Genomic DNA, 14,910 nt, shown 5'->3' on the forward strand with positions numbered 1-14,910 from the left:
ACACTGCAACATCATGGGCCCGCGGGGGGCCAGCGCGGGGTGTCGGGGGGCATGTACCCCACACCCCCCCAAGCGGCGGGGGGGGTGTTGCGCTGACTAGCGGGGGGGGGGGGGCCCGCTCCACCGCCCCACCCCAGCTTCACTGCAGGCTTGGCAAGAGCTTTTGCAGCGAGTCCATCAGATGCTTGTGCACACTGGTCCCGTAGGAGATCCGGTGTGCACCCGCCGCGGTCAGCTCGGCAGGTGTCGGCCCACTCGGCTTGGCGTGCGCGTTGATCGGGCCGCCGATCTCGGCGGCCAGCTCAGGCAGTACGTCGAGCGGCGCGAAGATCGGGTAGATGCAGTCCGCACCAGCCCGCCGGTAGATGCGGCCACGCGCCACGGCGTCGGCCGGCGTGCCCTGCACCAGGAACGTGTCCACCCGGGCGTTGATGACCAGGTCGGCCCCTGCAGTCGCCCGCACCTCGGCCAGGTAGTCAGCGAACTCCAGCGGGTCCACCAGTTCATCGGCTAACGAGTCCTCGAGGTTGCAGCCGACCGCACCGGTCTCCAGCAACCGCTCGGCGAACTCCTTGGCTGGCAGACCGTACCCGGCCTCCATATCCGCAGTCACCGGCACATCGACCGCCTGTACGACGCGCGCGACCGCGGTCAGCATCTCCGCGGCCGGCGTCAGTTGGCCGTCGTCGTACCCGAGGACACGCGCCATCGCGCCACTGCTGGTGGCGACCGCCGGTGCGCCACCAGCCGCGATAATCCGGGCACTGACCGGGTCCCACGCGTTCAGCAGGATCAGCGGCGGGCCCGAGTGGTGCCGGGCCCGGAACGCCTCGGCGCTCATGGCTTGTAGTGGCCGGGGGCCATCTTGCCGGTGATCCCGACCCGGTTCCACGCATTGATCATGACGATCAACGCGATCAACTGGGCCAGCTCCTTCTCCTCGAAGTGCTCAGCGGCCAGGTTGTAGACCGAGTCCGGCACGTGGCCGTCGCTGATCAGCGTGATCGCCTCGGTCAGCTCCAAAGCGGCCTGCTCCTGCTCGGTGAACAGGTTGCGGGACTCACGCCAGACCGGCAGCAGGTTCAGCTTCTGCTGGGGGCCTTCGCCGTGCAGGTAGTCGAGGCTGTGCATATCGGTGCAGTAGGCGCAGCCGTTGATCTGGGAGGCGTGCGTCCGGATCAGGTTGGCGAAGTTCGCGTCGAGGCCGGCGCCGGCGGTCGCGTCCAGCGCGTTCAGCGCCTGGTAGAACTCGGGGGCCAGGTTGGCCAGCTTCACCCGTCGGGTCGTCGATGTGCTCATGGCTCCAACCTAGGCCTGGATCGGCCCAGGTGTATGGTCCATTTCCATGGGAGATCAAGGGGCCAATTGGGCGGGCGCCGACCTGCATCTCGACCTGGCCGCGTCCCGTGGCCGCAACGACCTGGTCCAGGCCCTGCACACCTCCATCCGGACCGGCCGGCTGCCGGCCGGGACCCGCCTGCCCTCCTCACGCTCGCTCGCCAAGGACCTCGGCATCGCCCGGAACACGGTCGCCGACGCCTACGGCCAACTGGTCGCCGAAGGCTGGCTCACGGCCAGACAGGGCTCCGGCACGGTCGTCGCCAGCCGCGCCCACATCGCCCCGACCCCGGTCGCGACCCTGCCGCCGGTTCGGACCTTCCGCTACGACCTGACCCCTGGCTCACCCGACGTCTCGACGTTCCCGCGCGGTGAGTGGCTCGCCGCGGCCCGCAAGGCCTGGCCGGCCGCACCGAACGAGGCGTTCGGCCTCGGCGATCCTCGCGGCCGGATCGAGCTTCGCCGTACCCTCGCCGACTACCTCGCCCGGGCACGCGGCGTACGGGCCGATCCGGAACGCATCCTGATCTGCTCCGGCTACGTCCAGGCCCTCAGCCTGCTCTGTGAAACAGTCCGCAATCTCGGCGGTACGACGGTCGCCACGGAAGAGTTCGGCTACAGCCTGCATCGCGACGTCATCCGGGCCCGTGGCCTGCAACCAGTCCCGCTGGCACTCGACGAGTACGGCGCCGACGTGTCGCAGCTGACCGGCCAAGCCGCGCTACTGACTCCCGCGCACCAGATGCCGACAGGCGTCCCGCTCTCGCCAGAACGCCGTACGGCGGCTGTCGAGTGGGCGGCGAAGTCCGGAGCGGTGCTGATCGAGGACGACTACGACGGTGAGTTTCGCTATGACCGGCAGGCAGTGGGAGCCCTGCAGGCGCTGGACCCGGAGCGAGTCGTCTACACGGGCACCGCCAGCAAGAGCCTCGCACCCGGCGTCCGGCTCGCTTGGATGGTTCTCCCGCAGCACCTGCTCGAGCCGGTGATCGCAGTCAAGCGCGTCGCCGACTATCAGACCGCCACGCTCGAGCAGTTGGTGCTCGCCGAGTTCATTGCCTCCGGCCACTACGACCGGCATGTACGGCGCTCGCGCCTGCACTACCGTCGTCGCCGCGACCGCCTGGTCGAGCTGCTCGCGGAACGCGCCCCGAACGTCAAGGTCGCCGGAATCGCGGCCGGCATGCACGTGCTGCTCGACGTACCCGGCGATGCCGAGGACATGGTGGAGCGCGCCGCCCGTCAGGGGCTCGGTCTCGCCAGCATGAGCACCTACCACTTCGCCCCGACCCCGGCGACCCGCCAAGCCGTCATCGTCGGCTATGGCACGCCGCCCGATCACGCTTACCCAGGTGCGCTCGATCTGCTGTGCCAGGTGCTAGGCGTCTGAGATCGCGTCGGCCAAGGCGCGGATACCGGCCGGGCCGACTCGGCAGCAACCGCCGATGTACGTGGCTCCGGCAGCGGCCCAGGCGGGGGCGAGATCGGTGAGAGTCTCCGATGAGCCGGTCCAGCCGCGAGCCTCGGCGTCCCACGTCTCTCCACTGTTCGGGTAGACGACAGCTGGTTTGGTCGCGAGCGCGATGGCCCGAGCGACCTCCTCCGGCGCACAACAGTTGATGCCTACAGCAACCACCTGGTCAATGGCGCCGAGCGCGAACGCGTCGACCAGCGGCTGGCCGGCCCGCGTCAGTCCGTCGGCTGCGCTGTAGGAGAGCCAGGCCGGGAAGTCGAGCTCCTGCAGCAACTGGACCAGCACCTCGGCTTCGTCGATATCGGGAATCGTCTCGACCGCGAGCAGGTCAGGGCCGGCGCTTATCAGCAACTCCAGCCGCGGTCCGTGGAAATCGCGCAGGGCCGCAGCACTCACGCCGTACCGCCCCCGGTATTCGGAGCCATCGGCAAGGAACGCGCCGTACGGACCGACCGATGCAGCGACCAGCCGGTCACCACCGAACTCGTCGCGGACCTCGCGGGCGATGCGCACGCTGGACGTGATCAGCCGCTCGGCCTCCGCGACCGGTACGCCGGCCTGTGCGAAGCCGGCGACGCTCGCCTGATAGCTGGCGGTCGTCGCAACCATCGCACCGGCCTCGAAATACGCGCGGTGGACGGCGGCGATCTCCGCCGGAGCGTCCTTGAGGAGCCGAGCCGACCACAAGGCGTCGGACAGATCGTGACCGCGGTCCTCGAGTGCGTTCGAGAGGCCGCCGTCGAGGACGATCGGATGTTCAGAGCCCATTGGCCAGCGCCAGGACCTCGTCGGCGCAACCCCACGACAGGGTGACGCCGGAACCGCCATGGCCGTAACAGTGGATGACCTTGTCCACGAGCTCGCAGCGAACCGATGGCCGGGCCGGACGCAGACCGACCCGCGCCCGCAAGACCGTTGCCTTGCGCAACTGTGGGACCAGGACAGCGGCGCGCTCCAGAATCGCCGTACTGGCTGATGGGTCGACGGCCAGATTCCAGTCGCCGGGCTCGCTGGTGCCGCCGACGATCACGTCGTTCGATCGTGGGATCACGACGGTGGTGCCGGCGATCAGCCATTCGGACAGGCCACACTGCGCAACGCTCAGCAACTGCCCCCGCACCGGCGTCACCGTCGGATCGGCCGCGGTCAACCGAGCACCAAGACCGGTGCAGTTGATCACGAGATCCGCCGAACTGGGCAGCCCCGACAACGCTGCGCGAGTCAGCGTGCCCCCGGCGTTCTCGAGCCGTTTCACCAACGCCGGCAAATACTTCGGCATCTCGACCACCGGCGCGGTGAACGCCCACCCGTCCGCAAACCCGGTCGGAGGCGACGCCACCCGCGTCAGATCCGGCAGTACGTCGGCCCACGCCGGATCCGGAGTCCGCTCCACCAGCAACTCACGCCCATGCCGCAACTGCACCGACGGCTCGTGCTCAGCCAGCTTGGTGAACTCGTCGTACGACGCCTTGGCCCACGCAGCCACCCGGTCAGCGGGCTCGGCCAAGTACGGACCCCAGATCGCCCCCGCCACCGAAGACGTGGTCTCCAGCGGCAGGTCGCGAGCCAGCACGGCCACCTCATAGCCGTTCTCGGCCAACCTCACGGCACAGGTCAACCCGATCACACCAGCACCCACCACGATCACGCGCATACGCACAGTGTCGCCTAGTGCAGGTCAACCGCCAACGAGTAGAAGCGGGTGGTCTGCGTTGGGCCGTTGTTGTCGTCCGAGAGGAGGTACAGCTGCCGGCGTCCGCCGGGGAGGTGGCCGCCCAGGGCGAGTGCCTCGACGTTGTCGAGCAACGGGTTCGGCTGCGGTTGTCCGGCGGTCGCTCCGGACGGCGGGCAGTTCACCAGGTCGAACAGCAGCTTCTTCTGCACGAAGGCCTTGTCCGGCGCATCCTTGAGGGAGGCCTTCGCCGTCACATCGGTTGCGTGCCGCAACGACACCGTGAAGACGCGGATCGTGTTCCCGACGCCCGGAACGAAGGTGCGCTCCATCGAGACCAGTTCACCAGGGTTCACCCAGGCCAGCTCGACCAGGGAGAGGCCGGGGTCGGTGTGGTACGCGTACTGCGAGGTCACGCGGTAGTCATGGCCGGAGAAGCCTGTGTAGCGCAGGATCCGATTCCGGCCGCGGCCGTCCGCGTCCCGGCCGTCCGGGGCCAGTGGCTCCTCCATGCCTGCGAACACCGAACGCCCGTCCCGGCTCGCGGTCAGCGACTCGAAGGTTCCGTTCGTGACCGCCTCACCAGCAGGCGCGACCTGGAAGCGCGTCGGCACCGGCAGCGACCCGATCTGCAGACCATCGGACAGCCGGAACCGCCGGATCGACGGCTCGCGCTCCGACGTCGCGAGGATCGTCCGCTGACCGCGCTCGACGACCAGCCCCTCACCATCGAAGTCCTGCGCGTTGAACGGCGTACCGTCCGGACGCTTGAGGATCGTGATCCCGTCCACACTCACCGTCGGCTTGCTGCTGATCTTCAGATCGAAGACCCGCGCCGGGCTGGTGAGGACGTTGTCGACCAGCGCGACCGCACTGTGCGGCCCGGTGACATTCAGCGCGGACAGCCCGGAGACCAGCTGTCCGCCGTACGTCGTCTTGTTCAGCGCGTCGCTGAACCCGAGGAACCGGGCATTCGGCGAGCATGCTCCACCGGGGTGCTCCGTAGCGGTTGCGGTGAGTGGCGTGGTGAGAGTGGTCAGAACTACAGCAGTGGCGAGCGGCTTCTGCCAACGCATTCCAGACTCCTCGATCAACGAGAGATGAACATCAGCGCACCAGACAGGGCCGCTTCGGATCGAACGCCCAGTCCTTGATCACATACTGCATGGCGACCGAATCGTCGCGTGCACCGAGTCCATGTTCGAGGTACAACTCATGGGCCGCCTGGAGGGCATCCCGATCCAGCGAGACGCCAAGACCAGGAGCCGTCGGTACGGCGATCTGCCCGTCGGCGATCTGCAACGGCTCGGTGGTGAGCGCCTGCCCGTCCTGCCAGATCCAGTGCGTGTCGAGCGCGGTGATCTCACCCGGAGCCGCCGCTCCGACATGGGTGAACATGGCCAGCGAGATGTCGAAATGATTGTTCGAGTGCGAACCCCAGGTGAGCCCGAAGTCGTTGCAGAGCTGGGCAACCCGCACCGACCCGGCCATCGTCCAGAAGTGCGGATCCGCCAGCGGGATGTCGACGGCGTCCATCCGGACTGCCTGCGCCAGCTCACGCCAGTCGGTCGCGATCATGTTCGTGGCCGTCCGCAATCCCGTCGTACGGCGGAATTCGGCCATTGTCTCGCGGCCGGAGAACCCGGCCTCGGCGCCACACGGATCCTCGACGTACGCCAGTACGTCGTCCAACCCGTTGCACAGGGCAATGGCTTCGCGGACCGGCCAGGCGCCGTTCGGATCGACCGTGATGCGCGCCCGCGGGAACCGCTCGGCCAGTGCCCGGACGGCGGCGATCTCAGCCGCGCCCTCGAACACCCCGCCCTTCAACTTGAAGTCGGCGAACCCGTACCGCTCTTCAGCGGCTTCGGCCAGAGCGACGACGGCCTCGGGTGTCAAAGCGGGTTGCCGTCGCAACAGCGACCAGCGATCGGTGCCATCGTTGGTAAGGTACGGCAGGTCAGTCTGCCCCGGATCGCCGACATAGAAGAGATAACCGAGCACTGGTACGGCGGCCCGCTGCTGACCGTCGCCCAGAAGCTCAGCCACCGGTACGCCGAGATGCTGTCCGAGCAGGTCGAGCAGAGCCGAATCGAGCCCGGTCACCGCATGCACCGTCGTACGGAGGTCGAATGTCTGAAGACCGCGACCACCCGCATCCCGATCCGCGAATGATGTGGCAACTGAACGCAGCAGCTGGCGGTACCGGGCGATCTCCTGGCCAACCAGCAACTCCGCGGCCTCGGTGATCGTGCCCGCGATCTTGGCGCCACCCGGGACCTCGCCCAGCCCGGTGTTCCCCGAACTGTCCGTCACGATCACCACGTTGCGGGTGAAGAACGGCCCGTGGGCACCACTCAGATTGAGCAGCATGCTGTCGTAGCCAGCAACCGGCACGACCTCCACGGAGACCACCCGCGGCGTCGTCATGTCAGTTTGCCGATCAACGAGGTGAGCTCGGTCAGCTCGTCCTCACTCAGGTCCTGCAGCGGCGGCCGCACCGGCCCGGCCGGACGGCCGATGGCTTTCACACCGGCCTTCACGATCGAGACGGCGTACCCCTTGGTGCGATCGCGGATGTCGAGGTACGGAATGACGAACTCGTTCAGCTTGCGGTAGACAGCGTCCCGGTCCTGCGCGAGCACATCGGCGTAGAAGCCGAGCGCGAACTCGGGCACGAAGTTGAAGATCGCCGACGAGTAGGTGCTGACCCCCAGTTGCAGCAGCGGCAGCGCGAACGTCTCCGCGGTCGGCAGCCCGCCGATGTAGGTGAGCCGGTCGCCAACGCGTGCGTAGGTCCGCGTCATCATCTCGACATTGCCGACGCCGTCCTTCAGGCAGACCAGGTTGTCGTTGCGGTCGGCAAGCTCCGCAACCGAGACATCGGTGAGGATCGCGTTCGCGCGGCTGTAGACGGTGACGCCGAGGTTCGTACTGCGGCAGACGGCCGACACATGTTCGACGAGCCCGCGTTGGCCGGCCTCGGTCAGATAGGGAGGCAGCAGCAACAATCCGTCCGCACCCGCGGCCTCCGCCGCCTGGGCCTGCTCGATCGCCGTCGCCGTCCCGCCGGTGGCCGGTGCGATCACCGGCACCCGCCCGGCGACCTCGGAGACGGCGGCCCGGACGACGGCGTCGATCTCGGCCGGCGTCAGCGAGAACCCTTCCCCGGTACCACCCGCCGCGAACAGCCCGGCGACGTCGTACTGGCTGAGCCAGGACAGGTGTTCGCGGTAGGCCTTCTCGTCGAAGCTCAGGTCGGGTTGGAAATGCGTGACCGGAAACGAGAGCAGTCCGGTCTTCAGCTGGGCAGCGAGTTCGTCGGGGGTCACGCCGGTCAGCCTAGGAAGGCGGATGGATACCTGTCTAAGACTGTTTTTGGATCTATTGATGCTCTGAGAGCATCGCCCGGACCCGATGCAGGACCGGATTGGCCGAGTCGCGGTGCCAGATCGCGTGCAACTCGACCGGTTCCCCGGCCAGCGCGATCTCCCGAAAGGTGACCCCCGGTACGCCGAGATCGCGCGCCGACTCGGGGACGAGGGCGACCCCGCGACCGGCCGCGACCAGCAGTACGACGGTGAGCACCTGCTGCACGCGTTGCGTGATCCGGTGCTGGGAACCGGCCAGGAATCGAATGGTCAGCTCATGGAAGTAGCGGGCGCGGACGGGGTCGTAGCTGATCACCTCCTCCGCAGCGAAGTCGGCCGCCGTGAGTGGACGGTCGAGCTCGGACAGCGGGTGATCGGCAGGCAGCGCCGCGCAGAGCGGCTCGCGAGCCACGATCTGGGAGTCGAGAAGCTCTGTGTCGTACGGCGGCCGTGCCAGCGCGAGGTCGAGTTCGCCGTGCAGCAGGCCGTCGATCTGCGCCGAGGTGACCCGCTCGTGCAGGATCACGTCTACCTCCGGCAGTTCGTCGGACACTCGGCGAAGAAACGGTCCGAGCGTCCGGATCGCCGTCACCGCGGTGAAGCCGAGCCGCAGCGTCCCGGCCGCTCCCTGATCGACCCGGCGGGCGAGATCACCCGCAGTCTCGACGAGCGCCAGCAGTCGCCGGGCCTCACCCAGGAAGGCCTGGCCGGCTTCGGTCAGAACGACGCGGCGGTTGTCCCGCTCGAACAGCTGGACGCCGATCGCGCGTTCCAGCTTCTGCACCTGGCGGCTGAGTGGCGGCTGGGTCATGTTGAGTCGCTCGGCGGCCCGGCCGAAGTGCAGTTCCTCGGCGACCGCCACGAATGCGGTCAGTTGGTCCAGCGAGAACATGATTCCCGAAAGGTATCACTCGATGCATAAACAACCTTGGACAGGCATCGATGGCTCTCCCTACGCTCACGCCAAACGGGGCCGATCCAGAGGAGGTACTCCGATGAGGCTCATTCATGGCATCGCCGTCACGGCGGTCGTCGCTGTCCTGACCAGCTGCGGCGGAGTGAAGACCACAGAGACCGGCGGTGACGGTGACTTCCCGACCGGCAACATCCAGATGAGCGTCGGCGCCGCGCCTGGTGGCAGCACCGATCTGATCACCCGCGCGATCGCCGAGGGTCTCGGCAAGGAGCTGGGTGTTTCGGTTCCGGTGGTGAACAAGCCCGGTGCGAACGGCGCCCTGAACGCGAAGGAACTGCAGTCGGCCAAACCCGACGGCTACAAGATCGCGGTCCAGAACGCGTCGCTGTTCACCATCACCCCGCTGGCGGTCTCGGCGAACGAGGTCGTGAAACTCGACGACTTCGACCTGCTCGGCGGCATCTCCCAGGACGACTACGTGCTGGTCGCCCCGGCCGCCTCGACGGTCAAGTCGATCGCAGACCTGAAGAAGTCCGGCAAGAACATCAAGTACGGCACCACCGGGGTCGGGACCGGCGCGCAGCTCGCGTCCGCGCTGGCGTTCAAACAGGCCGGGATCCCGGCGACCGACGTACCGTTCGAGGGTGGCGCGCCGGCGTTGACCGCGTTGCTCGGCAGCCAGGTCGATGTCGCCACCATCCAGGTCGGCGACAGCATCGCACAGATCAAGGCGAAGAAGGTCGTGCCGCTCGCGGTGTTCTCGGCCGAGCGGATCAAGTTCCTGCCCGAGGTCCCGACGGCGAAGGAACAGGGGTACGACGTGGTCGTGGCGCAGTACCGGTTCCTGACCGCGCCGAAGGGGACGCCGGAGCCGGTCAAGGCCAAGCTCTTGGATGCGGCCAAGAAGACCTTCGCGACCGAGGCGTACAAGAAGTTCAACGACGACCACTGCCTGACCCCGATCGAGGGAACGCCGGACGAGGTCCGCAAGATCCTCGACGAGTACGCCACCAAGTACAAGGCGCAGCTCGATCAGTACCAGATCTCGCTGGGTAAGAAGTGACCGAACGGCCTCTTGCTCAACTCGGCGCCGCAGGTGTTGCGGGTGCGATCGGTGTGTTCGGCCTCATCGGCTCGGTCGCACTCGGTCTCGGCCGGCTGACCGCGCCCGGTCCCGGGCTGTGGCCGTTCACGGTCAGCGTCGTGATCACCGTGCTCGCGGTGGTGCTGGCGCTGACCGGACGGCACGGGACCGATACCGAGGGGTTCACCGGAGCGAGCGTGCAGACGGCGATCGCCGTACTGAGTCTCGTGGTGTTCGCTGCGCTGCTGCCGCTGATCGGGTTCGAGATTCCGTCGCTGTTGCTGGTGTTCGTCTGGACGCGCTTCCTGGGCAGGGAGCGCTGGGTGTCATCGGTGGCCGTCAGCGTGGGCACGGTGGTCGCGTTCTACGTGCTGTTCGTGATGGTCCTCGAGATCCCGTTGCCGCGGCTGATCTGAAGGTGTCGTGATGGATTTCCTCAACCCGGTGATCGACGGCTTCGGCGTCGTTCTGCAGCCCACCAATCTGTTGTACTGCCTGATCGGCGTCGTGATCGGGATGCTGATCGGCGTCCTGCCCGGACTGGGGCCGGCGGCAACGATCGCGATCCTGCTGCCGATCACGTACGGCGTCGAACCGGTCCCGGCGATCATCATGCTGGCCGGTATCTTCTACGGCGCCCAGTACGGCGGCACGATCACCTCGGTCCTGCTCCGCCTCCCGGGCGAGGCATCGTCCGTGGTCACCGTGTTCGACGGCTACGCACTGGCCAAACAGGGGAAGGCCGGTACGGCGCTCGGGGTCGCGGCGATCGGCTCGTTCATCGGCGGTACGGTCTCGATCATCGGGCTCACCCTGCTGGCCCCGGTGGTGGCCGAGGTCGCGCTCGACTTCGGCCCGCCCGAGTACGCCGCGCTGTCGCTGTTCGGCGTGCTCCTGGTCGCGACCGTCGGCAACGGCGGCCGGACCAAGTCGGTGATCGCCGCCGGGCTCGGGTTGCTGCTGGCAACGGTCGGGCGGGACACCTTCACCGGTGCGAGCCGGTTCACCTTCGACACCCTGAACCTTGCCGATGGCATCGACTTCGTGCCGATCGCGATGGGGCTGTTCGGGCTCGGCGAGATCCTGCACAACCTGGAGGAACGCCACCGCACGGTGCCGGCGCCGGCCAAGGTGACCAACGTCTGGCCGTCCCGCGCTGATCTTCGCCAGTCGTCCGGTGCGATCGGTCGCGGCTCGGTGATCGGGTTCGTCCTCGGCGTGCTGCCGGGCGGCGGCGCGACGCTCTCCTCGCTGGTCGCCTACGCGGTCGAGAAGCGCCGGGCCAAGCACCCCGAGCGCTTCGGGAAGGGCGCGATCGAAGGTGTCGCCGCGCCGGAGACGGCGAACAACGCGGCCGCGACCTCGTCGTTCATCCCGCTGCTCACGCTGGGCATCCCGGCCAACACGACGATGGCGCTGATGTTCGGTGCGCTGCTGATCCAGGGCATCCCACCCGGTCCGCAGCTGGTGTCGGAGCACCCGGACCTGTTCTGGGGTGTGGTCAACTCGATGTACATCGGCAACATCCTGCTGCTGATCATGAGCATCCCGATGGTCGGGTTGTTCGTGAAGATCCTCCGGGTCCGCCCGGCGGTGCTGGCGCCGATCACGGTTCTGATCACGCTGCTCGGCGTCTACACCGTGAACAACCAGGTCTTCGACATCTTCCTGGTGATCGTCTTCGGGGTGCTCGGCTACCTGATGAAGAAGTTCGGGTTCGAACCCGGCCCGCTGGTGCTGGCGTTCGTCCTCGGGAGCGTGATGGAGACCGCCGTCCGCCAGTCGCTGCTGATCTTCGGCGGCAACCCGGCCGGCTTCTTCACCCGGCCGATCTCGGGCACGGTGCTCGCCGTACTGATCGTCGTGCTCGCACTACCGGCCATCCGCCTGGTGATGCACCGCCGTTCCAAGGACAAGGAGCTCGTGTGAGCAGGATTTCCCGGATCGAACTGACCCCGGTCGCGTTCGCGGATCCGCCACTGCTGAACGTCTCCGGTGTCCATCAGCCGTTCGCGCTGCGGACGATCGTGCAGGTCTGGACCGACGACGGCAATCACGGACTCGGCGAGACGTACTGCGACGAGACCCTGCTCGCCCGGCTCACCGCAGTCGCGGCGGCACTGCCCGGTCTGGACACGTTCGATCTGCACGGCCTGCGGAGCCGGGTGGCCGACGTACTGGGTGCTGAGCGTGGTGCCGAGGTCGGTGGGATGCTCAATCTGCAGGATCCGGTCGACGTCGTACTGTCGCCGTTCGAGATTGCCCTGCTGGATCTGCAGGGCAAGGAGCTTGGGCGTCCGGTCGCGGACCTGCTGGGTGGCGCGGTGCGTGATGCGGTCCCGTTCAGCGCCTACCTGTTCTACAAGTGGGCCGGGCATCCCGGTGCCGCGGAGGACTCCTGGGGCGCTGCTCTTGATCCGGCCGGCATCGTTGATCAAGCCCGGTCAATGATTGATCAATATGGATTCACAGCGATCAAGCTCAAGGGCGGAGTGTTTCCGCCGGAGCAAGAGATCGAGGCGGTCCATGCCCTGGCCGCTGCCTTCCCCGAGCACAAGCTGCGGATCGATCCGAACTGCGCCTGGACGGTCGACACCTCGGTGGCCGTTGCCAAGGCGCTGACCGGTGTCATCGAGTACCTCGAAGATCCGACCCCGGGAATCGAGGGGATGGCCGCGGTCGCCGCGCAGACGGACATCCCGCTGGCGACCAACATGTGCGTGATCGCGTTCGCGCATCTGAAGCCGTCGGTCCTGGCCGATGCCGTGCAGGTCGTGCTCTCCGACCATCACTACTGGGGTGGACTGCGGCGCTCGCAGTTGCTGGCCGGGATCTGCGACACCTTCGGGATGGGGTTGTCGATGCACTCCAACTCGCACCTCGGGATCAGCCTGGCCGCGATGACGCAGCTCGCGGCCGCGACCCCCAACCTCACCTACGCCTGCGACACGCACTACCCATGGAAGACCGAGGACCTGATCAAGCCCGGCGTCCTGGACTTCGCAGACGGGAGCGTACGGGTGCCGACCGGTCCGGGGCTCGGGATCGAACTCGACACCGACGCGCTCGGTCGCCTGCACGAGCAGTACCTGGTGGCCGGGATCCGGCGCCGCGACGACACGACGTACATGCGGACGATCGAACCGAACTTCACCCCGAACCGTCATCGGTGGTGACTAGGCACCCAATCGCCGGCGGGTGTTCGCCAGGTGCACGCGCATCGCGGCGCGTGCTGCCTCTCCGTCTCCGTGGACGATCGCGGTGTGGATGTTCTCGTGCTCGTGGATCACCCGGGTGAGGTGGTCCGGATCGGACATCTCGTACGCCGGGTCGAGCCGGGTCCGCGGCAGCATGATCATCATCGGCCCGAAGCCACTCACCACGTCGGTGTAGAACCGGTTGCCTGAGGCAACGGCGACCTTGAGGTGGAAGCCGAAGTCCGCCTCGACCGAACGGGCGGGGTCGGCGCCGACCTGCCGGAAGTCGTCCAGCGCCCGGCTGATCCCGCGCAGCTGCGGCTCGGTACGCCGTACTGCCGCGAGCCCTGCCGCTTCGCTCTCGACGCCGATCCGGAAGTCCATCAGCTCGAGCACGTCCTGATGGGTGCGGACCTCTCGCAGCTCAACCGGACCGGGCACCTCCAGCACGAAGGACCCGCGCCCCTGGAACGTCTCGACCAGGCCAGCCGCCTGGAGCCGGGAGACCGCCTCGCGGATGACGGTCCGGCTGACTCCGAACTCCTCGACCAGGCCGTTCTCCGCCGGCAGCTTCGCACCGGGCGCGAGTTCACCGGTCAGGATCCGCCGCTTCAGTTCCGCGACGACGTCGTACGCGAGACTGCGCCGTACGCTCATCGGCTGCCGAACTCGCACGCGTCGACGGTCCAGGCCGCGCACTGCTCGCTGGTGGTGAAGCCGAGACCCGGCCGGTCCGGGACCAGCATCCGGCCGTCGACAGTCTCCAGACGCTCGTTGAACAAGGGGTTCAGCCACTCGAAGTGCTCGACCCACGGCTCGCGGGGATACGCGGCCGCGAGGTGCAGGTGGATCTCCATCGCGAAGTGCGGTGCGAGTTGCAGACCGGCATGATCGGCCAGCGTCGCCAGCTTGAGGAACGGCGTGATACCACCGATCCGCGGTGCGTCGGGCTGGATGATGTCGGCCGCCCGGGCCTCGATCAGCCGCACGTGCTCACCGACACTCGACAACATCTCACCGGTCGCGATCGGGGTGTCGAGCGCAGCCGCCAGTTGCGCGTGGCCCTCGGCGTCGTACGCGTCGAGCGGCTCCTCGATCCAGACCAGCTCGAACTGCTCCAGACTCCGCCCGACCCGCAATGCAGTCGGCCGATCCCACTGCTGGTTGGCATCGACCATCAGCGGTACGGCGTCGCCGATGTGTTCTCGGACCGCCCGCACCCGGGCCAGATCGGCTCGGGAGTCCGGCTGGCCGACCTTGAGTTTGATGCCGCCGATACCGTCCGCCAGCGACTGAGCCGCGCGCTCGCGCACCTCCTCGATCGGCGCATGCAGGAACCCACCGGACGTGTTGTACGCCCGGACCGAGTCCCGATGCGCGCCGAGCAGCTTGGCCAGCGGCAGCCCGGCCCGCTTGGCCTTCAGATCCCACAACGCGATGTCGATCGCGGCGATCGCCTGCGTCGCAACGCCGGACCGCCCGACCGAGGCCCCCGCCCAGAGCAACTTGTCGTACACCTTGGCGATATCCGACGGATCCTCGCCGATCAGGTCGCCCGCGATCTCCCGAGCATGCGCGTACTGCGCCGGACCGCCGGCCCGCTTCGAGTACGAGAACCCGATCCCGTGCTGCTCCTGCGCCGTACTGATCTCCGCGAACAGCAGCACGATCTCAGTCATCGGCCGCTGCCGACCGGTCAGCACCTTCGCATCACTCACGGGCCGCTCCAACGGCAGCACCACGGAGGACAACCGGACGTAGCGGATCTGATCTGACATGAAGGTCATCATACAAGTAGCCGCCTTGTATGACGACTGATCATACTTGCCAATCCGGAAAGTTCGACCCCATACTTTCC

General features: G+C 67.6%; 15 protein-coding genes. 5 read left to right on the top strand and 10 right to left on the bottom strand.

What is annotated here, in order from left to right; genetic code table 11:
* Window positions 1-139: 139 nt before the first annotated feature.
* Both ACFCV3_RS29010 and ACFCV3_RS29015 read right to left on the bottom strand, forming a co-directional pair.
* Window positions 140-841, bottom strand: coding sequence for an isocitrate lyase/phosphoenolpyruvate mutase family protein (locus ACFCV3_RS29010; protein WP_376035141.1), 702 nt, complete (start codon window positions 839-841; stop codon window positions 140-142).
* Window positions 838-1,299, bottom strand: coding sequence for a carboxymuconolactone decarboxylase family protein (locus ACFCV3_RS29015; protein WP_376035143.1), 462 nt, complete (start codon window positions 1,297-1,299; stop codon window positions 838-840). Before ACFCV3_RS29015 ends, ACFCV3_RS29010 begins: the two co-directional genes overlap by 4 nt.
* A gap of 46 nt (window positions 1,300-1,345) precedes the next feature.
* Here ACFCV3_RS29015 and ACFCV3_RS29020 point away from each other — a divergent pair, with 46 nt between their 5' ends.
* A complete protein-coding gene (locus tag ACFCV3_RS29020; protein WP_376035145.1) occupies window positions 1,346-2,728 on the top strand; it encodes a PLP-dependent aminotransferase family protein in 1,383 nt (460 codons plus the stop codon).
* Here ACFCV3_RS29020 and mmuM read toward each other — a convergent pair.
* Genes mmuM through ACFCV3_RS29050 form a run of 6 tightly spaced genes read right to left on the bottom strand, consistent with a single transcriptional unit; the run spans window position 2,717 to window position 8,747 of the window.
* Complete coding sequence (mmuM, locus tag ACFCV3_RS29025) at window positions 2,717-3,580, bottom strand: homocysteine S-methyltransferase (RefSeq protein ID WP_376035147.1); 864 nt, start codon at window positions 3,578-3,580, stop codon at window positions 2,717-2,719. The genes ACFCV3_RS29020 and mmuM overlap by 12 nt on opposite strands.
* Window positions 3,570-4,466: an FAD-dependent oxidoreductase gene (locus ACFCV3_RS29030; protein ID WP_376035149.1), complete on the bottom strand. Its 897-nt coding sequence runs from the start codon at window positions 4,464-4,466 to the stop codon at window positions 3,570-3,572. Before ACFCV3_RS29030 ends, mmuM begins: the two co-directional genes overlap by 11 nt.
* A gap of 14 nt (window positions 4,467-4,480) precedes the next feature.
* Window positions 4,481-5,560, bottom strand: coding sequence for an esterase-like activity of phytase family protein (locus ACFCV3_RS29035; RefSeq protein ID WP_376035151.1), 1,080 nt, complete (start codon window positions 5,558-5,560; stop codon window positions 4,481-4,483).
* Window positions 5,561-5,591: 31 nt separating this feature from the next.
* The gene (locus ACFCV3_RS29040) at window positions 5,592-6,914 is read right to left on the bottom strand and encodes an enolase C-terminal domain-like protein (protein WP_376035153.1); all 1,323 of its coding nucleotides are present in this window, start codon (window positions 6,912-6,914) and stop codon (window positions 5,592-5,594) included.
* Complete coding sequence (gene kdgD, locus ACFCV3_RS29045) at window positions 6,911-7,816, bottom strand: 5-dehydro-4-deoxyglucarate dehydratase (RefSeq protein WP_376035155.1); 906 nt, start codon at window positions 7,814-7,816, stop codon at window positions 6,911-6,913. The genes ACFCV3_RS29040 and kdgD overlap by 4 nt, the downstream gene beginning before the upstream one ends.
* A gap of 52 nt (window positions 7,817-7,868) precedes the next feature.
* A complete protein-coding gene (locus ACFCV3_RS29050; protein WP_376035157.1) occupies window positions 7,869-8,747 on the bottom strand; it encodes a LysR substrate-binding domain-containing protein in 879 nt (292 codons plus the stop codon).
* Between the two features lie 103 nt (window positions 8,748-8,850).
* Here ACFCV3_RS29050 and ACFCV3_RS29055 point away from each other — a divergent pair, with 103 nt between their 5' ends.
* From ACFCV3_RS29055 to ACFCV3_RS29070, 4 genes are read left to right on the top strand one after another with little or no spacing between them, the layout of a single operon-like run.
* On the top strand, window positions 8,851-9,834 hold the full coding sequence (locus ACFCV3_RS29055; RefSeq protein WP_376035159.1) for a tripartite tricarboxylate transporter substrate binding protein: 984 nt from the start codon (window positions 8,851-8,853) through the stop codon (window positions 9,832-9,834).
* Window positions 9,831-10,271: a tripartite tricarboxylate transporter TctB family protein gene (locus tag ACFCV3_RS29060; protein WP_376035161.1), complete on the top strand. Its 441-nt coding sequence runs from the start codon at window positions 9,831-9,833 to the stop codon at window positions 10,269-10,271. Before ACFCV3_RS29055 ends, ACFCV3_RS29060 begins: the two co-directional genes overlap by 4 nt.
* 10 nt (window positions 10,272-10,281) lie before the next feature.
* Window positions 10,282-11,784, top strand: coding sequence for a tripartite tricarboxylate transporter permease (locus ACFCV3_RS29065; RefSeq protein WP_376035163.1), 1,503 nt, complete (start codon window positions 10,282-10,284; stop codon window positions 11,782-11,784).
* Window positions 11,781-13,031, top strand: a complete 1,251-nt coding sequence (locus tag ACFCV3_RS29070; RefSeq protein WP_376035165.1) for a glucarate dehydratase family protein — start codon at window positions 11,781-11,783, stop codon at window positions 13,029-13,031. Before ACFCV3_RS29065 ends, ACFCV3_RS29070 begins: the two co-directional genes overlap by 4 nt.
* Here the strand turns inward: ACFCV3_RS29070 and ACFCV3_RS29075 are convergent, their stop codons facing one another.
* Together ACFCV3_RS29075 and ACFCV3_RS29080 are read right to left on the bottom strand one after the other, a co-directional pair.
* Complete coding sequence (locus tag ACFCV3_RS29075; protein WP_376035167.1) at window positions 13,032-13,727, bottom strand: FadR/GntR family transcriptional regulator; 696 nt, start codon at window positions 13,725-13,727, stop codon at window positions 13,032-13,034.
* On the bottom strand, window positions 13,706-14,830 hold the full coding sequence (locus ACFCV3_RS29080) for a mandelate racemase/muconate lactonizing enzyme family protein (protein WP_376035169.1): 1,125 nt from the start codon (window positions 14,828-14,830) through the stop codon (window positions 13,706-13,708). Before ACFCV3_RS29080 ends, ACFCV3_RS29075 begins: the two co-directional genes overlap by 22 nt.
* Window positions 14,831-14,910 lie beyond the last annotated feature (80 nt).

Origin of the sequence: Kribbella sp. NPDC056345 (assembly GCF_042262745.1) — a bacterium.
Classification (GTDB): Bacteria; Actinomycetota; Actinomycetes; order Propionibacteriales; family Kribbellaceae; genus Kribbella.

Bases quoted from the DNA above. Each gene is read 5' to 3' on its own strand.
- ACFCV3_RS29050 (WP_376035157.1), bottom strand. From the start codon at position 8,747: ATGTTCTCGCTGGACCAACTGACCGCATTCGTGGCGGTCGCCGAGGAA.
- ACFCV3_RS29065 (WP_376035163.1), top strand. From the start codon at position 10,282: ATGGATTTCCTCAACCCGGTGATCGACGGCTTCGGCGTCGTTCTGCAG.
- ACFCV3_RS29035 (WP_376035151.1), bottom strand. From the start codon at position 5,560: ATGCGTTGGCAGAAGCCGCTCGCCACTGCTGTAGTTCTGACCACTCTC.
- mmuM (WP_376035147.1), bottom strand. From the start codon at position 3,580: ATGGGCTCTGAACATCCGATCGTCCTCGACGGCGGCCTCTCGAACGCA.
- ACFCV3_RS29015 (WP_376035143.1), bottom strand. From the start codon at position 1,299: ATGAGCACATCGACGACCCGACGGGTGAAGCTGGCCAACCTGGCCCCC.
- ACFCV3_RS29055 (WP_376035159.1), top strand. From the start codon at position 8,851: ATGAGGCTCATTCATGGCATCGCCGTCACGGCGGTCGTCGCTGTCCTG.
- ACFCV3_RS29080 (WP_376035169.1), bottom strand. From the start codon at position 14,830: ATGTCAGATCAGATCCGCTACGTCCGGTTGTCCTCCGTGGTGCTGCCG.
- ACFCV3_RS29030 (WP_376035149.1), bottom strand. From the start codon at position 4,466: ATGCGCGTGATCGTGGTGGGTGCTGGTGTGATCGGGTTGACCTGTGCC.
- ACFCV3_RS29010 (WP_376035141.1), bottom strand. From the start codon at position 841: ATGAGCGCCGAGGCGTTCCGGGCCCGGCACCACTCGGGCCCGCCGCTG.
- ACFCV3_RS29040 (WP_376035153.1), bottom strand. From the start codon at position 6,914: ATGACGACGCCGCGGGTGGTCTCCGTGGAGGTCGTGCCGGTTGCTGGC.
- ACFCV3_RS29020 (WP_376035145.1), top strand. From the start codon at position 1,346: ATGGGAGATCAAGGGGCCAATTGGGCGGGCGCCGACCTGCATCTCGAC.